Genomic DNA, 17,528 nt, shown 5'->3' on the forward strand with positions numbered 1-17,528 from the left:
AATAATCCCAAGCTTTCCGGAAGCATTGACGAAGTATCCAAACAGCTTGCAGGAAGACTTAAGGACATTGATACAGACGCCATAATGACCGGAACGGACGAAGCGGCAAAGGAGAGCTTAAGGAGCCAGGTAATAAACGCACTGGATGAAATCAGCAAGAATACAAATAACAAGGAGCTGAGGAACACCCTTAGTGATCTTAGCGCTACGGAGATTGATGCGCTCATTAACAGCAAGTATGCAGGTGATATAGCAAAGCAGATAGACATGTTCTCAATGGGAGCATTTGGCGTAAAGCCTGAGACTCTTGATAAGGTCCTTGATATATTTGACGAAGCTGAGAAGTACGGCATTAACAGCAAACAGTATTACAAGCTTGAACAGGACGCTTATACCTTACTTGCCAATGACCTTGCAGACGGTAAGAGTTTCAGAGATAAGGTGGACGCTTGGCGTTACTTCTCAATGCTTTCAGCGCCTTTGACGCACATAAGGAACATGGCAGGCAATACACAGAACAACATCCTTACAGGCTTAAAGAATAACCTTAGTGCAGTTATCGAGGCAGCAGCTGACCGCGCTACTAAAGCAAGTGGCGGACTGGATGGCGGACGTACCAAGTCAATCCTTAACGCCCTGGATAGTGCAGACAGAAGCCTTATAAAGCTTGCAGGTGATGATTTCGACAGTAACGCCTACAGACAGTTTAAGCAGGCAGGAAACAAATACATTAATGTTGAGCGAAGTCTTGAGAACGCCGGGGACGTATGGAAGGACAAAGGTCTTGGAAAAGTCCTTAACAAGCTTACAGGAGCTAATGAGTATCTTCTTGACGCTGAGGACACATTGTTTGGTAAAGCCAAGTATCAGACATCCTTAGCAGGATTCCTTAAGGCGAACGGAGCCGATTCTGGCATATTTAACGCCACTGATGATGCAAGTAAGGAACTGCTTGCACAGGCTAGGGAATATGCTCTTAAGCAGGCGAATGAGGCAACTTTCCACCAGTCCAACGCCTTTGCAAATTGGTGGAGTCAGGGCGTTAAGAACCTAAGAGACAGTGACAAGGCAGGCATGAGGACCCTTGGTAACGTGGCAAATGCCTCAATGCCATTCGTAAAGACTCCGTCCAACATCCTTGCACAGGGATGGGAGTATTCCCCTGCAGAATTCCTTAACGTTGCTGCAGATACCATGAAGCTGAAAAAAGGGACCATGAAGGGAACTGAATACATAGATAAGCTTTCAAAGGCCCTTACAGGTACGGGAATGGTAGGATTCGGTGCCCTGCTTGCACATGAAGGGATAATCACTATCGGTAACGGAGACGAGGAAGAAAACAAGTTTAACGAGAAGCGCGGCATTAAGCGCCTTACAATGCATGTAGGTGACAACTATATTGATATATCGCAGTTTGCGCCCTCAGCCATTCCGCTGCTTGAAGGCGCGGTGATGTACGAGACAATGAGGAATAACAAGGACGGTGACGGAGCAGGAGCAGTAGACACAATATTCACAGGCCTTGCAACTATCGGAAACACCGTTACGGACATGACGCTGCTTAAGGGTATCAGCGACATAATGTCAGCGGCAAGGTATTCAGAAGATCCGGTTGATATGGCAGCACAGGTAGGAACCAAGATAGCAGGAAACTACGTAAGCCAGATGCTTCCTACACTTGGAGCAAAGGCAGAAAAGACCATTGATGATACAAAACGGACATCCTACACCGACAAGCAGGGAACGTTCAGCAGAGCATTTGATCAGCAGGGACGTTACCTCAAGACAAAGATTCCATTCCTGCAGGAAGCAGGTGAGAAGCTTGAGGGAAGCGATAACGAGACACTTTCCAAGATAGGCGGATTCCTTACCAATGAGCCTCAGATTGATTCATGGGGTAACGAGGTAAAGGTACAGGATTACGGTAACGGGGCCCTTGGAAGATTCGCCAATAATTTCCTTAATCCGTTAGACACTACCACCGATCAGCATGACCGTGTAGACGAAGAATTAAGGAGCCTGTATAGCGAGGTCAAGGATCCTAAGGTGCTTAATTTTGGAATGACCGACAGTAAAGAGTCAAAGGTTGATGACCATAAGATGACCGATAAAGAGTGGACACAGTACCAGAAGACCACGGGAAGCCTTAAGCATGAACTGGCTGAGAACTTCATGGATTCCGAAGGATATGCGGAACTGGACGGAGATACCAAGACGGAAGCCTATAACAAACTTAAGGGATTCGCAAAGGCTTATTCACTTAACGAGATGGGACTTAAAGCCCCCAGTAAGTCCAATCAGGCGCTTATTGATGCATACAAGGAAGGCGGTGCAGGAGCTGTCATTGATTCCGTTATAGGTGACAGTGCAGCCAAGGCAGCAGGCGTAAGGTCGAACAGTGCGGCTGCAGCCGAGATACAGGAAAGTATTGAAAGCGGTGATACAGAAGGTGCCCAGAAGAAAGCAGACGCGGCACAGCAGCTCAAGGATATAGGACTTGGATATTCAGCACCACAGAAGGCATACTATGACGCCCTGGAAGGTAATCCGGATCTTAGCGTGGAACAGTTTGCAGAGACCTATAAGAAGCTTGACGCTAACGGTAATCAGTCCATAGCGCAGGGAGAATTTATTGATTACCTTAACGCTAACCATGTAAGCGAAAAGGACGCAGCGGCCCTTATCAAGGACTATTATCCAAAGGACAAGACAAAGATTCCCACTCTTGAAGATGGTACATGGAAAGCCAAGAAGCCAGAGCAGGGAGCAACACAGAGTCAGACCGTAACGGATAATAAGACTGGCTCTTATACTGGAAGCAAGGCAGATATAAAGCTTGATAATCCCACAGGTAATGCCACAATGGATGCGAAGCTTAAAGCTAAACAGGCCATGCGTGAAGAAGCAAAGGCAGGAAAGACATATGATCCTCTTGACCCTGGCAACAGTCTCCCCAGTGCTAACTATGATTTACCGGATGCAGGCTCATGGTCGGTGAACGTTGGCGGCAAGACCTATAATCTTCACGATTCCAAGGGCTATCAGAAGGCACAGAGCCTGGGCGTACCGGATAATACATGGTTGCAGATGTATAAGGAGACTGACACAAACGGTAACGGAAGAAATACCAAGGACGAGACGAAGGCATACATTGAACAGCTCGTTAAACTTGGTACGATAGACAAGAGCCAGAGGGCAGATTATTTCGATATGCTTAACGGCACAAAGGCTAAGAACCCGTACAGATAAGTTATATAAGTCTTATATAAGTCATAAGGGTATATCTCAAGTAGATATGCCCTTTTTGACTGCCTTTAAATATCTAAAACATCATAACTGTTAACGCAGTAATAATAAGGCGTTACGGAATAATGACTTATATAAGTCTTGTATAAGTCATCTTTAAAACTTCCTGCCTCATATCAAGTCGAAAGTCATACATCCCCTGCCCCGGTATCGGACAGCCATACCCTTACTGATCAGGAACTATAATCAGGCAGCAGGCGTATATTGATTTTATTTAATCAAAAAGATTGATGTATTTTATATATGCCCTTAAAACTCATTTAAAGGCGATTCTAGGCACTTTAGGTTTAAAACGATAATTTGTCCGTTAACGGAAATAAAACACGGGCAGCGGTCAAAATATAAGCGTATGGGTATATGCTCAGAGGCATTTATAACAGGATGTTGAAAACATATTGTAATACACTGTATTGCTATTTACTTACAAGCCGATATATAATATATACATGAAAGGAGATAGCAGTTATGGCACAATCTACAATCAGTGTAAGAGTAAATGACGAAGACAAGAAGCTGTTTGAGAATTTCTGTAAAGAGACAGGGCTTAACGTTACAGTAGCTATCAATATGTTTGTCAAAAGCGTTATACGTGAACAGAAGCTGCCTTTTGAAGTCAAGGCAGACCATTTCTACAGTGACGAAAACATGAAGGTACTCAGGAGATCCGTTAAACAGTTGCGCGAAGGTAAAGGAAAAGAGCATGACATCATTGAGGTGACCAAATGAAAAAGATATGGTCTGATGATGCATGGGACGATTATTTATACTGGCAGACTCAGGACAAGAAAACGCTAAAGAAAATCAATAGCCTGTTAAAAGACATTGACCGTAACGGATATAAATGCAAAGGAAAACCGGAACCACTTAAGGGAGATCTTAGCGGATTTTGGAGCGTACACATAGACGAAAAGAACAGACTTGTATTCTGTATCTCAGATGCAGGACTTGAGATTGCACAATGCAGAACACATTACCAGGATAAATAATCACTTAGGACTGTCCAGAAGGATGGTCCTTTTTTACTGGGTGTAATTATCTGGAATTGAACAGCTCATGATCCGGTTCCTAATATGCATATAAGTCATACTCCGTAACGTTATAAGAAATCCCATAACCAAGCCCACGAATGGCATTTTGAAGCTGAGTTTGACTTCAGATTGACTTCCTATCCGTTATGAGACATTGACTTCCTATTTTTCCGGGTATGACTTCCTATTTCTGACTTCCTACTATTAAAGTTTATTGGGACTTTTTTACGTTTCAGATTAGCAACGAGTAATTGGGATACTATGACATATTGATACCTAACTATGACACTTAGACCAGCTTGTCAAAATAACGACCTTTTGGAGGTGAAAATCCTATAAAAGAATAATAAGGAACTATTAATCTATTAATACTATTAGGGAATAACGAAAATGGAAGTTTTAAGCGTGGTTATGCGGAAAACTGCACTTTTGAAAAACCACCTTTAGTAGACGAAAAACCACCTTTAGTAGAAAATAAAACCACCTTTAGTAGAAAAATGCCTGATTTTTCCATACCTAACAAGTATTATCTAGCACCTATATGTAAATGGTTTAAACCCTAACAGTAATACAATGCCTATAAGCTGTCTTTGGTAGCTGAAAAACCACCTTTAGTAGAAAATAAAACCACCTTTGATAGAAAAAACCACCTTTAGTAGAAAACGCCCTTTTAAGGGTGGAGAATACCGATAAATGGCGTGTATAGGCACCCAATACTAAACAATAGCAGTCATTAAAAACCACCTTTTATCACCTAAAAACCACCATATTGATTATTGGTGGTTTAAATGTATAATATACCTATTGGGGGTTGAACAATGGGAAGAAGAAAAAAGGATGATGGCTTATCAAGGCAAGAACGCCTGGAGAGATACGAAAGCAATTTTAAGGCGGTACAAAAAAGCATATACCGCCAGGAAGTAACATTTGATACAAACAACTATGTTGTTATGGCTAATTCCATGATATTGCATAGCGCAAGCAAGCTGAATCTAAACGAATTAAAGCTATTGCGGTTTATCATAATGCAAACCAAGAAGGGCGATAAAGAACTATATCAATTTGAAGTTGATATTAAGGAAATGGCTAAAGCTTTGGAAATGAGCGTTAAAACCCTATATCGTGAACTTGATACAATGTCTACTCACTTGATGCAAGAAGTGATTTTTATAGGCGATAAGGTAAATGATAAATGGAAAAAATTCCATTGGGTTGATGTATGCGAATACGAAAAAGGAAAGATAACAATAAAAATATCTGACGAATTGAAGCCGTTTCTTGTTGGGCTACGTGGTAACTTTACCAGGTATAGGCTTTCAGAAATTTTAAGCTTAAATTCTGTTTATGCTATCAGAATTTATGAAATATTGAATGGTTACATGAATGAAAATAATTTGCCACACGCTGATGTAGCTATTGAGGTTTCGATAAGCATTGAGGAAATTAGAAAAGTAACAGATACAACGGATAAGTTTGAAAGATATTCTAACTTTAAAGCAAAGGTTATTGATACGGCTTTGAAGGAAATAAACCAAAAATCGAATTATCATATTTCAGCTACACCATACAAGGATGGAAGAACAATAGCCGGATTTGATTTCCTGATTGAAAGCCAAGCCGGATATTGGCATAGAACAGAAAAAGGAAAAAACGATATAAAAATAAAAGCCGTTAATGATGATCTGGACAGACAAATGACATTGGAAGAATTTTTATGAAAGGGATGGGGCTATGCAAGAAAAAAAACATGGAGTAGAAAGATTGCTAAATGCAATTTATCAGAATGTGGATGATAACAACATTGATACATTTGCAAGATTGCTGAACTACGAAAAATCACAATTGAAGCAAGACATTGAAGCAATAAAACTTGTGGAGATTTCCAACAAGGAAAATTGAAAAAGTATCAAAGCTGCAAAAATGAAAGGTTAGGTTTTTAACACCTAGCCTTTTTTATTTTTGCCAAATGGGTTTGGGGGAACTCCAAGCAAGATTGAACAATGTACGGACATGGGCGCATCTTGCTCTATCCCTTATGTATAGATTTGAACATTAGTTATCTATAGCAAGCATAGGGAGGTGTATAGACACCATCCCAAAAACTTGTTAGGGAAAGCCCTAAAAACCCTGGAAGGCGTTACGGAAATACAAGAGCAAGATTCGCCTGTGTATATACACGGCAGCAGGCAAAAATTTAAGGACCCCACAGAAATGCGGAGTCCCATTTTATTAACTGACCCCATTTTTGGGGCGAGTCATTTTTTCTGTTTTTTATCATTCTTCTTTTGTGCCTCAGCTGCATATATTGGAGCGTACCATTCTGCAAATATTTCTTTGTCCCTATTACATGCTCTGGACATACTATCAAGGTCCATATTCATCTGATTTTTAGCAACTGCCTTGAGAAAAGATGTATCAACATTTACAGGTATATTGTCCTCAGGATCCTCAGCAAAAAGAACAAGCTGCCCGTCAATTGCGAAATATTTTTCATCCTGTTTCATGGCTAAATTGTAATGTGAGTCAGACCATGTATAACGCTTAAATGCATCCAGGAAATTTACAAATTTCTTTGAAGTAATCAGGGCATTGATTACGGGAACCTTAAGCGCAAGAAATACAGAATTCCAAGCATCTATAGCCCCCTGCATCACTCCGTAACGTAATGTCCTGTCAAAATTATTCATCCAGCGGAGCTTATCAATTGCCTTGTCACTTAGTCCGGTAACGTCATGTATATATTCGTTACCAAGTGATGTGTGATCAGTACGGCCAAGCAGGTAGTCTACGGAGATAATATTGATATTACCGTCCTTGTCAGTGCGAGTAGAGAAGTAGTCCGCTATTGCTATCAAGGCAGCAGGTGAGCAGGGCTTTTTCCCAAGAATATAGTCTGATACGGTCCTATCTGTAGCATAGATCTTATTAGCAATCTCTGTTTTAAAACTTGTCAGTGTCCTGTTCTGAATGATTCCGTACTGGCTAAGAAGTGCGTCCATCCGTTCATGGAATATTTTCTGCTTTTCTGTGTCCAGACAGTCCTTATTTTCTTTTCTTTCCTGCCTCATGTCATCAATGAGGGCTTGTATCTCTTTTTTCTTTTTCATACTGTGACTCCCGTTTAAGAAATATGTTTCCTAATACCAACTGTTATTGATGTGTAAATATGAACTATAAAGGAATTATATTTCCTCAAAAACTATATTATCATTTATTTATATCAACAACAACCTTGCAAGGGTAAAACATTAAAAATCTAGTAAAAATGTGGGTTAAACGGCTATTCAACGGGGCAGAAAACGAGTATTTAAAGCATTTGGGAGATTCAATAGCCGTAACGAACACAAGGAGCCAAGAAAAATGAAAAAGATTAAGCGCGAAGTAAGAAACTCAGACATCAGGGAGATACTTAAACGCCGTGGGATAAGGCATTATGACCTTGCTCTTGAATGTGGGGTGCATAAGTGTACTTTATCAGCGTGGTTAGCTCAGCCCCTTGATAACAAACACCGTGAGCGGATCCTGGACGCAATAGACAGGATAATCAAAGCAAATTCTTAAGGGGGCAGGTATGACCGATATTAACGAAGTTTTAAGGCATTTTAGGGGAGTGCGGCGCGGAACATGTAAGGAAGGCATTACTGAGTCATATAAGGCCTGCTGTCCCTGCCATAACGACAAAGAGCAGAGCCTTGGAATATCGCTTTCAAATAGTGGGAAGATCCTTATTAACTGTTTTGCAGGATGTGACCTTGACGGGATTCTGCAGGCAGCAGGACTCAGCTATGCAGACATAGGGAGCGAGAAGCCCAGGCTTACATGTTATGACAGGCTGCTATATGGCTTTTCCCAGAAGTACGGCGAAGGCGTAAGGGTGACGGATGAATACCGTTACAGGGATGAAAATGGAAAATATCTCTATTCCAAGCTCAGGATCGAGGGCGGAAGCATTGAGGGTAAACTTATCCGTTACTACAAAATAGACCATTCAGCTGATACATGTGAGAAGGTCCCGGATAACCTAAAGCATGTTCTTTACAGACTACCGGAATTCCTGAGATTCAAGGATAAGGCACAGCAGGTATTCATAGTGGAAGGTGAAAAGGATGTGGAGACGTTACGGAAAATAGGTAACGGATTCGGATGCGCTATCACTGCAGGCGGCGCTAAGGACTGGCAGAAGGAGTATGCAAAGTATTTCAAGGGCTTGAGGGTGGTCATCCTCAGGGATAACGACCAGGCAGGGAAGGACCTTGCTAATAAGATCTGGAAGGATGTAAGACGTTATGCATACTCAGTAAAGGTCGTTACTCCGTCCCAGAGGGATAAGGGAGACGTTACTGATTATCTGCAGAGCGAAAGCGGAACAGTCGAAGGCCTTAAGGGAATGATAGGAGACGCTGAAGAATATTTTGCACCATGGGTAAGCCCCAAGGACGGGCGTATCAATTCCGGTCTGCTTTCAGAAGCTATTAAGGAAAATGAGCAGTATATCATCATCAGAAATGTTACTGAGGATAAGGACGCAACATATCTATACATTAACGGAGCATACAAGCTCGCTAATAAGCCTATCATGGCGGCAATGGTCAGGAATTATATCCCACCGGCAAAGGCTACCACGCACATCATAAATGATGTATTAGCCCAGCTATCAATGACCATAAATAACACATATTCCATTAATGACCTTAATACTGATGACCGTTATATCAATTTCCGTAACGGACTATATGACATAGAGTCGAGGCAGCTTATACCGCATGACCAGTATGTACTCAGTACATTTCAGTTTGACTTTGATTATGAACCGGGGAAGAACAAGAAACCGACCTTTGACAAGTACATTACAGACCTATGCACCAAACCGGACGGACATGTTGACTATGATCAGATGAAGGTCCTACAGGAATATGCAGGATTCACTTTAAGTAATATCCCTCTTATGAGGATAAAAAAAGCTTTAGTATTACTGAGCAGCCTTGGTGATAGTGGGAAATCTGTCTTTTTAAGGCTTATCTCATCATTTTACGGAGTGGACAAGGTGGCACCCATAAAACTTACAGAGCTAACGCCGGATAACAAATTCATTCTGGGTTCACTGCCTTATTGTCGAATGATCATATGTGATGATGAGTCAAATACTACCGTTAAAGATAGCAGTATATTTAAAGCCATTACTGGCGGTGGTGTGTTGAAAGTAGAAGAAAAGAATAAACAGTCTCAATCATTCTACTATAACGGCGGCTTTATGTTTGCTTGTAACGGACTGCCTTACTTCTCAGATGATAAGGGAGAGCATCTGTTTAACAGACTGCTGATCATACCATGTGAGCATCATATCAAAGAAACAGATAAAGATGCCTGCTTAGACCAGAAGCTGCAGAAGGAACTCCCTGCAATTATGGAGTGGGCTATTGAAGGACTGCACAGGCTTATTGATAACGGCTATGTGTTCACAGAGTCAGAAGCTGTTAATAGGGCAAGGGATGAATACCGGAAAGCTTCAGACAATGTATACAGATTCATTACCGAGAATTACGAGATAACCCAGGAATATAACGACAGAGTATCAAGAAGCTCATTTGACCGTGATTATGCAGTGTGGGCTAAGGCAAATGAGGGCGTTAAGGCAGTAGAAAAGAAGAATTTGCCTGGGCGCCTTGAGTCATACGGAATTATCTGCAACAGAGGCAACATAGGGGCAAGCCGTAACGTGAATGTATACAGAGGCATTAAGGAAAAGCAGAGGGATTTTGAACCTGCAGATGATATTTTAGTCCCATTTGAAGCAAAAAGCGGTAGTGGGCGGTAGTAAGCGGAATGAAGTACCGCCCTTATAAAGCCAGTATTTATCTAGCTTTACACTATATAGGCGGTAAAAGCGGTATTTTTTTTAAATCAAAATAAAAAATTAAAAAATAAAAATATATAAAGATATAGAAAAATTAATACCGCATATACCGCTTTGAGGCTGAAACGCTGATAAACACTGGGCTCAAGGGGGCGGAGAAAATTCCGCCTTGGTGATGTAAAAATACCGCCTTTTTACCGCTTTTCATGAAAGCGAGGTGAAAAGACATGTTAATTGGGGAAAATAAAGAGTATTACTGCTCACTGTGTGGAACCAAGAAGCATATCGAATATGACTGTAAAAACTGTGAGCTGTATAACTACACCGAAGGAACATATATAAACGGATCCGGAAGGAATGTGGACAGCGGACCGTATAAGTCAAACCCAGATAATACAACCCAATGCTATTATCTGTGCATACATTAAGCGAGGTGGTGACTATGCTGAGAACAGACGAGCTGACTTTATCTATTGATCATTACCTTAACGACTGCAGGACCAGACACAGAAAACCTACATTCAAGGGAATAGGCGCGGCTATCGGTACATCAGATATGACCGTCCGTAACGTGTTCCTTGGAAAATATAACGGAAGGCACTACGGGGACAAGCCAAGCTATAACCGCAGAATAGATAACCCGGACTTTGACCTTATCCGTAACGCCATGAAAGGAGCTTACCAGGATGACTAACATACCATTCATTGAACATGAGGCAGATATGGCCAGACTGGAACGCATTAACAGACGGCTGGCCCTTGTACTCATATTCGTAACTGCTGGCTTATTCCTGAAAGGATGGAAGGATGAACGACCTTAAATTTAAAACAGAAGTATTCGACAGGATAAACGAGAGCTACAGGCTATTAAAAATGATTAAGGACTGTGGACCACATGACAGTGAAGACATATGGACTAAATGGGTGGAAGCATCAGACAGCTTTATACAGTCCATTGACGACGAACGGATGCGCAGTACCTTTAGTCGGTTCCTTATGGATATGGGCGACTGCATAGCCAACCTTAACAGGGGAGAAAAGAGGGCAGCAGGATAAGGGAGCGAAAAGAGGAGAAAAAAGGGAGAAAAAGGCAGGGGAGAAAAGTTGAAAAGGGGGCGGTTGTAAGGACGGTGAGACCATCCAAAATTTACACAAAAAGGCCTCAAAAACTACTAACTTCACTTATATAAGACTTATATAAGTCATCAAGAGGTATAATAAACATGGGAAGACGCAAGAAACCTACAAGAGAAGAACTTTTAGAATATAAGAAAACAAGCTCATTAAATCATAAGCGCGGACAATGTAAGGACCTTAAGACAGGCGATATGACCGGAGCCCTTGACCTTGCTTTGTACAGTCTTAAAAGAACAGGCGGTATGCCGTTTAAGTATGAACCTACAGAAGAAGGCTTAAAAAGATTCACGCAGGAAAGCATAGACTACTTAGACTACTGTAACGAGGTTAACAAGGACCTTGAGGAAGGTCAGAAGCTCATACCAGATATTGAAGGATGGGCGGTATATCTTGGCACTACCAGAATGACCATATTCGAATATGAGAAGCGCGGCGGTGAGTGGAAAAAGACTATCGACTATTTCAAGAACATCATAGCACACGGCAAGAAGGAACTAGCCCTTAACGGCAAAATGGCACCCGTCCTTTATATGTTTGATTCCGCTAATAATCACAACTATATCAATACAAATGAATTCAAGATAACGGCCACAAGCACAGTCATTAATAGTGAACAGAGTCAGATTGAGCAGGAGATAACTAACAGTGGCTTAGTATGGGATGATCAGGAAAAGAGATTCGTTCCAGTAACGGGAGAGACAAAGGATGTTGACGGAAGAACAATTACTGAAAGCAAAGATAGCGCTAGCGAAAAAGAATAATGAGGATACTGACAAGATCCTGGCTCTTGAATGGCATAGGAAATCCAAGCAGGCATTTACAGAATATGGTCTGCCTTACAGAGTCTACTTTGATTATCTGAAGAACAGATACAAGCACCCAAGGGAGACGGTTCCAATAAATCCCTGCTACCCTTTACCGGGATTCCCTATTGATAAGGTCATTCGCGTAACGCCTAAAGATTTTAGCACACCTAAGGAACTACCTGCAGGCAGCAGTCAGGATGACATCTATACCTATGAAAACCTTAACGAGGAAAAGAAATTCGCTGTCTATATGCTGATAAAACAGTCAAGACCGTGGGAATTCCTTAACGACAAATGGAAAAACGTCTTTTCAATGTTCCTTGTGGGCTATGATTTCATGAAGTTTAGTGAATTTGATTTCATGGGCGAGGTGGGAATACTTAACCGGGGAGAGCTTAAACTGCTGAGAAATCATTACAGTAACGCAGTCATGGGCAGATTTAAGGAGTATAAGGACAACGGGGAGTATCTACTTGAAGAACCTGCATATCAGACAGAGTATCAGTATCTATATTCAGACAAACCGTTTGTGGTGATTCTGGAAAAGGACGAGATAAAAGACAGGGTAGCGGTGGAAAAGAAACTCAGGATCCCACCGGATGAAGGACAGAGAAAACTTTATAAGGATATGTACGGTATCGACATATACGAGGAATGACAGTTAAGACCACCGGGCAGCAGCTTAGGTGGTCATTCTGTGCAGTAAAACAGTGTGAGACATTGAAGGGGGGCAGGGGATATGACTAATTCAGAGATTCAGAAGCAGGGAAGCAGTAAGGCAAATGTTGAGGAACTTAAGAGGCTTGCAGACAGTAACGGAGAATTTAGATGTCTGTATGCGGATTGTGTCCGTAACGGTGGAAAGCCAAGCCAGTTAACGCTTATAAGTCTGTTATGCTACAGAATGGGCGTTACGGCAGCAGTCAATGATATGTTAATGGATGCAGTGAACGGTTAACTTCATATTCTCGTAACGCAATAACAAAGCATATAAAAAGCACATAGCACAGTATAAAAAGTGAGGGTGTACAAAAGTGTATTAAAACTATTGACATAAAACTCTTTTTTGGTGTATGGTGTAAATACAAAAGTAAACGAACGTCACTTTTAATACACCACCACACCAATTAGAGAAGGGAGACAATGTTATGTGTACGATATACGGTTATTGCAGAATATCAAGAAGAACCCAGAGTATTGAAAGACAGATAAGGAATATCCAGGCTAAATATCCTGAGGCAGTGATCAGGCAGGAAGCTTACACCGGAACCAAAATAAACCGTCCGGAATGGAACAAGCTTTATAAGGCAGTCAGGGAAGGTGATACGATTATATTTGATTCTGTATCACGTATGAGCCGTAACGCAGATGAAGGCGTTAAGACATACTTTGAATTACTGGATAGAGGCGTAACGCTTGTATTCCTTAAAGAACATTACATTGATACAGATACATACTTAGAGAACACTAAAGATAAAATAGCTCTTACCGGATCTGATGAAGATGAAATCTTTAAGGGCCTAAATAATTACTTTAGGAAGTTAGCAGAAAAGCAGATTAGAATAGCCTTTGAACAGGCAGAAAAAGAGGTTAGCGACTTGCACCAAAGGACAAAGGAAGGCATAGAGACAGCCAGACTTAACGGCAAGGTAATAGGACATAAGGCAGGAACAAAACTTGTAACCAAGAAATCAATAGCAGCCAAGGAACTGATCAGGAAGCACAGCAGGGACTTTGACGGACAGCTTAACGACCTTGAGTGCATCAAGCTCACAGGTATCAGCAGGAATTCATATTACAAATACAAGAAGGAAATAATAGACGAGATTAACGCCGCTATATGTTAACCAGAACTAAGGGCTTACCTAACAAGGTAGGCTCTTTTTTATTCCGTAACGTTAAAGAAGCTGCAGGACGAACCTAACAGCTTCCATATCCGTATTAACACCACCACAGTATTAAAGAACGGATGCATATATTTTAGCATAATATATTATTGCCTACCAAGTGTAAGGGTTGAAACTGTTAACACTTATCTGTAAAATGACTTATACAAGTATTATATAAGTCAATAAACACCACCACACTATTGAACCCATGACGTACCATGGCTTTTTGTGGTACATTGTGGGAATTTTTTTATTGAAAAGGAGTATTAAAGAATGGAAAAAACAAATGTACTTTTAGACGCTCAGGATCTGACATTTAAAATAAGTGCTGACCTTGATAAGGTACGCACCGTAGTGGAACTTTTAGGCAGCAGTGCTTATCTTTCCTGTAACGTGCTTGATGAAAAGAATATGATACATCTCAGATATAACCATCCTAATAACGCTAATCTGTTTGTAATTATCTGTGATTATCTGTTTGAAATGAATAATAACGTCAATGAGGTCATGACTAAGCTGTCAGTCCTTAAAGACGAGATAAGGACAGGGGAGAAAAATGAAGATAATAACGATTACTAACCAGAAGGGCGGAGTTGCCAAGACTACCACGGCATGGCATATGGGAGTAGGACTTTCCAAGAAGGGTTATAAGGTCCTTTTAGTGGACATTGACCCACAGGCAAATCTTGGATTTACTGCTAACGTTGACCTGCTTAATATGAATGGCACTCTGTATGACGTTTTCAGCAGTCAAAAGGATGTAAAGTCCGTATTGATTACCTTAAATGAGCATATGGACATCCTTATTGGTGGGATTGACTTGGCAGCAGCTGACAGGACATTCACTCAGCTTGGAAGGGAGAAGATGTTATACAAAGCTCTTAAACCCTTAGAGGCTGATTATGATTACTGTATTATTGATACGCCGCCTACTCTTGGCGTTATGAATGAAAATGCCCTGACATGCAGCAACATGGTAATAATCCCAATGCAGGCAGAAGTATACGCCCTGCAGGGAGTCAATCAGCTTTACGGATTCATTGAGGATATAAGAGAGAATACCAATCCGGATCTTGAGGTGGCAGGTATCCTTATAACGAGAGTCAATGACCGGACTAACCTTTATGAGGTCCTTTATCCTCAGTTTGAGAAGGTAGCCAGTAAGATGCAGACCAAGATATATAAGACTGTCATCCGGAATACTATCGCAGTCGGTGAAGCTGCCCTGGAAAGAACAAACCTATTTGATGATAAGCCGAACGCTACGGCTACAAAGGACTATGAGGCGTTTATTGACGAGTTTATCAAGGGATAACTTATATAATACTTATACAAGTCATTAAGAGGTGGTATATGTCGTTAAAGAAGAAAACAGCAGACCTTGACAGTACATTTGATATGCTAAGCGGAATGACTGAACAGGTAAAGGAAAGCAAGCACAAGCAGAGGGAAGCCAAGCCCTTTAAGAAGCCAAGGGGTGACTATTACAATCTGGATATGATCATCAGGAAGACCATGCCAGGAACTAAAGGACATCCGGTGCTGACTGAGGAAATAAAGACCAACTATAAAGAGTATGTATCAGTAATGGCAGAAGCTGAGAACATATCCATAACGAAGTATATCCACAGGCTGATTGATAAGGATATGAAGAAGAACAGACAGACCTTTGAGGATCTGAAAGAACAGAGATAACTTATATAAGACTTATATAACTGAATATTGTATAATATGTGTAATGACCTACTGTTTACGGTTTAGCTAAGGTGACTCCCAATTGTTTCCTGTAACTTGAACAGCAGGTCATTTGTTATGTGATGAATTGCATAAGACTTATATAAGTCATTAAGGATATGTGATGGGTATATTGTTTGATATTTGTAATGGTATCGTTACAGAGAATGAACGTAGGCAGCAGGCCAAGATAGATAAGGCAGCAGCCAAGTGTCTTGATATGAAGATGACTAGATTAGTTGAGGAAGATATTAACAAGATACTATTGCTTGGTGATTATCCTAACAGACATAGCTTACTTGCATCAGAGATATATAAGGATGCAGTAGGACTGTGTACCAGATGTGAGGGGTTAAGGTTGTATGATGCCTACTGTATCTGTAGGGCTAGGCTATGATCATATGATGATGTTGTATGTTTGTTTGTAATTATTTTTTTATTTTTTTTATTTTTTATTTTTTTTTATTTTTTTATTTTTTTTGAGTATTTTACGGCTGTCTGGCAGGATTCCTGTTCCGTGTCCTGATTCCGGATCCAGGAAGCCGGGTACCCCTCCCCCCCCCGGTATCAGTAAGGAATTATTATTAATAATATATATATATGCCCCGTCCGAAATTTTATATAAAAATTCTCCCTAAAAGGGCCTTTTTGCCCCCCTTGGAGTCAGAGGAAGTCCGTAATATGGGATGATGTGAGTGCACAGAAGGCAATAAGGCAGGTATTTATTCCGTAACGGTAATTTATATGGGCGAGAGGGTAAAAGGGCTAGAAACGGCTTTAAATGCGTTGGTTTAGCGGCATAGTAATGACTAATCTGATTGATAATAAGGGTAATCCCGTTATAGCGCCAATCCATATGGATAAAGACAGTCATATGGGTAACGTTAATGAAGTTGCGTCCATGTATGGCAGGAATAAAATCGAGAACCTTTTAGAAAACAGCGACATATTGTACGAAAATAAAGAAAAGGCCCGTGATGCGCTTTCGGGCGTTGGGCTACAATTGCCCGAGCTGAAAACGACAGCCGATCCTTTTCTTAATTCCAATGTAGCAGAACAGGGCAAAAATATCAATAACGCGCTTCCTACACTAGAAGACCTATTACCACGCGCAGCTGAAAAACAAGCCACGCAGGACATGATACCCGGAGCGGAACTATTTACGGACAGTAACGCTGCAAAGCCTCAGATTACAAATGATACCGCCATGACTACAGAAGATCTGTGGGCACAGCTTAGCGGACAGAAGCCGCTTAATGAAGCAGGTGTAAGAAGGGTAGGAGAAGGAACCCCCTATAACGAGCAGGGGCAGAAGCTTTCAAAGCTGCATCAGACGTTACAGAACACCGACAAGCTCACGGACGAGGAAAAGAGGATATTCGCGGATAAGAACGGTTTCTGGTATGACCCTGACAATGAGAAGGCATTGGCGGCACAGGCGCAGGATTCCGTATCTCGTGACATTGACGAGGTATACAGACAGTATACAGGTGATGACCTTGATATTGGAAAGCTCAGCGGTGAGGATGCACATAAGATGTTTACCGCGTCCTATGATTATTCGAGGATGGCACAGGAAGCCGTTAAGAATGGTGATCAGGCAGCAGCCGACCTTTATAACCAGAAGGCAAGGAATATCATGCTTAATGCTCGTGAAGCAGCCACAAAGGGCGGACAGTTTAACGCTGCTATCAGATACTATTCAAATACACCACAGGGCATTATCAACAAGGCTTATGACGTTCTGGACAAGGATATTACGAAATTCAAGACG

20 protein-coding genes are annotated in these 17,528 nt (G+C 41.4%); 19 read left to right on the forward strand and 1 reads right to left on the reverse strand.

What is annotated here, in order from left to right:
* From BV60_RS23590 to BV60_RS23335, 5 genes are all read left to right on the forward strand, one after another.
* Nucleotides 1-3,249, forward strand: a 3,249-nt coding sequence (locus BV60_RS23590) for a hypothetical protein (protein WP_029324681.1), incomplete at its 5' end; no start/stop codon positions are given.
* Between the two features lie 522 nt (nucleotides 3,250-3,771).
* Nucleotides 3,772-4,032, forward strand: coding sequence for a type II toxin-antitoxin system RelB/DinJ family antitoxin (locus BV60_RS0120275; protein ID WP_029324683.1), 261 nt, complete (start codon nucleotides 3,772-3,774; stop codon nucleotides 4,030-4,032).
* On the forward strand, nucleotides 4,029-4,292 hold the full coding sequence (locus BV60_RS0120280; protein ID WP_029324685.1) for a Txe/YoeB family addiction module toxin: 264 nt from the start codon (nucleotides 4,029-4,031) through the stop codon (nucleotides 4,290-4,292). The genes BV60_RS0120275 and BV60_RS0120280 overlap by 4 nt, the downstream gene beginning before the upstream one ends.
* A gap of 860 nt (nucleotides 4,293-5,152) precedes the next feature.
* The gene (locus tag BV60_RS0120285) at nucleotides 5,153-6,052 is read left to right on the forward strand and encodes a replication initiation protein (RefSeq protein WP_029324686.1); all 900 of its coding nucleotides are present in this window, start codon (nucleotides 5,153-5,155) and stop codon (nucleotides 6,050-6,052) included.
* A gap of 13 nt (nucleotides 6,053-6,065) precedes the next feature.
* Nucleotides 6,066-6,233: a hypothetical protein gene (locus BV60_RS23335; protein WP_156036273.1), complete on the forward strand. Its 168-nt coding sequence runs from the start codon at nucleotides 6,066-6,068 to the stop codon at nucleotides 6,231-6,233.
* Between the two features lie 356 nt (nucleotides 6,234-6,589).
* On the opposite strand, the gene BV60_RS0120295 is transcribed toward BV60_RS23335, so the two are convergent.
* The gene (locus BV60_RS0120295; protein ID WP_029324688.1) at nucleotides 6,590-7,441 is read right to left on the reverse strand and encodes a hypothetical protein; all 852 of its coding nucleotides are present in this window, start codon (nucleotides 7,439-7,441) and stop codon (nucleotides 6,590-6,592) included.
* 253 nt (nucleotides 7,442-7,694) lie between these two features.
* Between BV60_RS0120295 and BV60_RS0120300 the strand changes: the two genes are divergently transcribed.
* The 14 genes from BV60_RS0120300 to BV60_RS0120370 all read left to right on the forward strand — a co-directional run.
* A complete protein-coding gene (locus tag BV60_RS0120300) occupies nucleotides 7,695-7,895 on the forward strand; it encodes a hypothetical protein (protein ID WP_029324690.1) in 201 nt (66 codons plus the stop codon).
* A 10-nt stretch (nucleotides 7,896-7,905) separates the two neighbouring features.
* Nucleotides 7,906-10,149 (forward strand): phage/plasmid primase, P4 family, encoded by a 2,244-nt coding sequence (locus tag BV60_RS0120305; protein ID WP_051656941.1) that lies wholly within the window; start codon nucleotides 7,906-7,908, stop codon nucleotides 10,147-10,149.
* Nucleotides 10,150-10,415: 266 nt separating this feature from the next.
* Nucleotides 10,416-10,616 carry a hypothetical protein gene (locus BV60_RS0120310; protein WP_029324693.1) on the forward strand — a complete coding sequence of 67 codons (201 nt, stop codon included), beginning with the start codon at nucleotides 10,416-10,418 and terminating at the stop codon, nucleotides 10,614-10,616.
* Nucleotides 10,617-10,630: 14 nt separating this feature from the next.
* Nucleotides 10,631-10,882 (forward strand): hypothetical protein, encoded by a 252-nt coding sequence (locus BV60_RS0120315; protein ID WP_029324695.1) that lies wholly within the window; start codon nucleotides 10,631-10,633, stop codon nucleotides 10,880-10,882.
* 113 nt (nucleotides 10,883-10,995) lie between these two features.
* Nucleotides 10,996-11,244, forward strand: coding sequence for a hypothetical protein (locus tag BV60_RS0120325; RefSeq protein WP_029324697.1), 249 nt, complete (start codon nucleotides 10,996-10,998; stop codon nucleotides 11,242-11,244).
* Nucleotides 11,245-11,411: 167 nt separating this feature from the next.
* Complete coding sequence (locus BV60_RS0120330) at nucleotides 11,412-12,086, forward strand: terminase small subunit (protein WP_029324698.1); 675 nt, start codon at nucleotides 11,412-11,414, stop codon at nucleotides 12,084-12,086.
* Nucleotides 12,031-12,789 carry a hypothetical protein gene (locus BV60_RS0120335; RefSeq protein WP_029324699.1) on the forward strand — a complete coding sequence of 253 codons (759 nt, stop codon included), beginning with the start codon at nucleotides 12,031-12,033 and terminating at the stop codon, nucleotides 12,787-12,789. Before BV60_RS0120330 ends, BV60_RS0120335 begins: the two co-directional genes overlap by 56 nt.
* 81 nt (nucleotides 12,790-12,870) lie before the next feature.
* The gene (locus BV60_RS0120340; RefSeq protein WP_029324701.1) at nucleotides 12,871-13,089 is read left to right on the forward strand and encodes a hypothetical protein; all 219 of its coding nucleotides are present in this window, start codon (nucleotides 12,871-12,873) and stop codon (nucleotides 13,087-13,089) included.
* A gap of 190 nt (nucleotides 13,090-13,279) precedes the next feature.
* A complete protein-coding gene (locus BV60_RS0120345) occupies nucleotides 13,280-13,978 on the forward strand; it encodes a recombinase family protein (protein ID WP_029324703.1) in 699 nt (232 codons plus the stop codon).
* Between the two features lie 315 nt (nucleotides 13,979-14,293).
* The gene (locus BV60_RS0120350; protein WP_029324705.1) at nucleotides 14,294-14,599 is read left to right on the forward strand and encodes a hypothetical protein; all 306 of its coding nucleotides are present in this window, start codon (nucleotides 14,294-14,296) and stop codon (nucleotides 14,597-14,599) included.
* The gene (locus tag BV60_RS0120355) at nucleotides 14,577-15,335 is read left to right on the forward strand and encodes a ParA family protein (protein ID WP_029324707.1); all 759 of its coding nucleotides are present in this window, start codon (nucleotides 14,577-14,579) and stop codon (nucleotides 15,333-15,335) included. Before BV60_RS0120350 ends, BV60_RS0120355 begins: the two co-directional genes overlap by 23 nt.
* A 38-nt stretch (nucleotides 15,336-15,373) precedes the next feature.
* Nucleotides 15,374-15,715 carry a hypothetical protein gene (locus tag BV60_RS0120360; RefSeq protein WP_029324709.1) on the forward strand — a complete coding sequence of 114 codons (342 nt, stop codon included), beginning with the start codon at nucleotides 15,374-15,376 and terminating at the stop codon, nucleotides 15,713-15,715.
* 163 nt (nucleotides 15,716-15,878) lie between these two features.
* Nucleotides 15,879-16,151: a hypothetical protein gene (locus BV60_RS0120365; protein ID WP_029324710.1), complete on the forward strand. Its 273-nt coding sequence runs from the start codon at nucleotides 15,879-15,881 to the stop codon at nucleotides 16,149-16,151.
* A gap of 384 nt (nucleotides 16,152-16,535) precedes the next feature.
* On the forward strand, nucleotides 16,536-17,528 hold a 993-nt coding region (locus BV60_RS0120370), incomplete at its 3' end, for a MuF-C-terminal domain-containing protein (protein WP_197029628.1).

Origin of the sequence: Butyrivibrio sp. AE3004, assembly GCF_000703165.1 — a bacterium.
GTDB lineage: Bacteria > Bacillota > Clostridia > Lachnospirales > Lachnospiraceae > Butyrivibrio.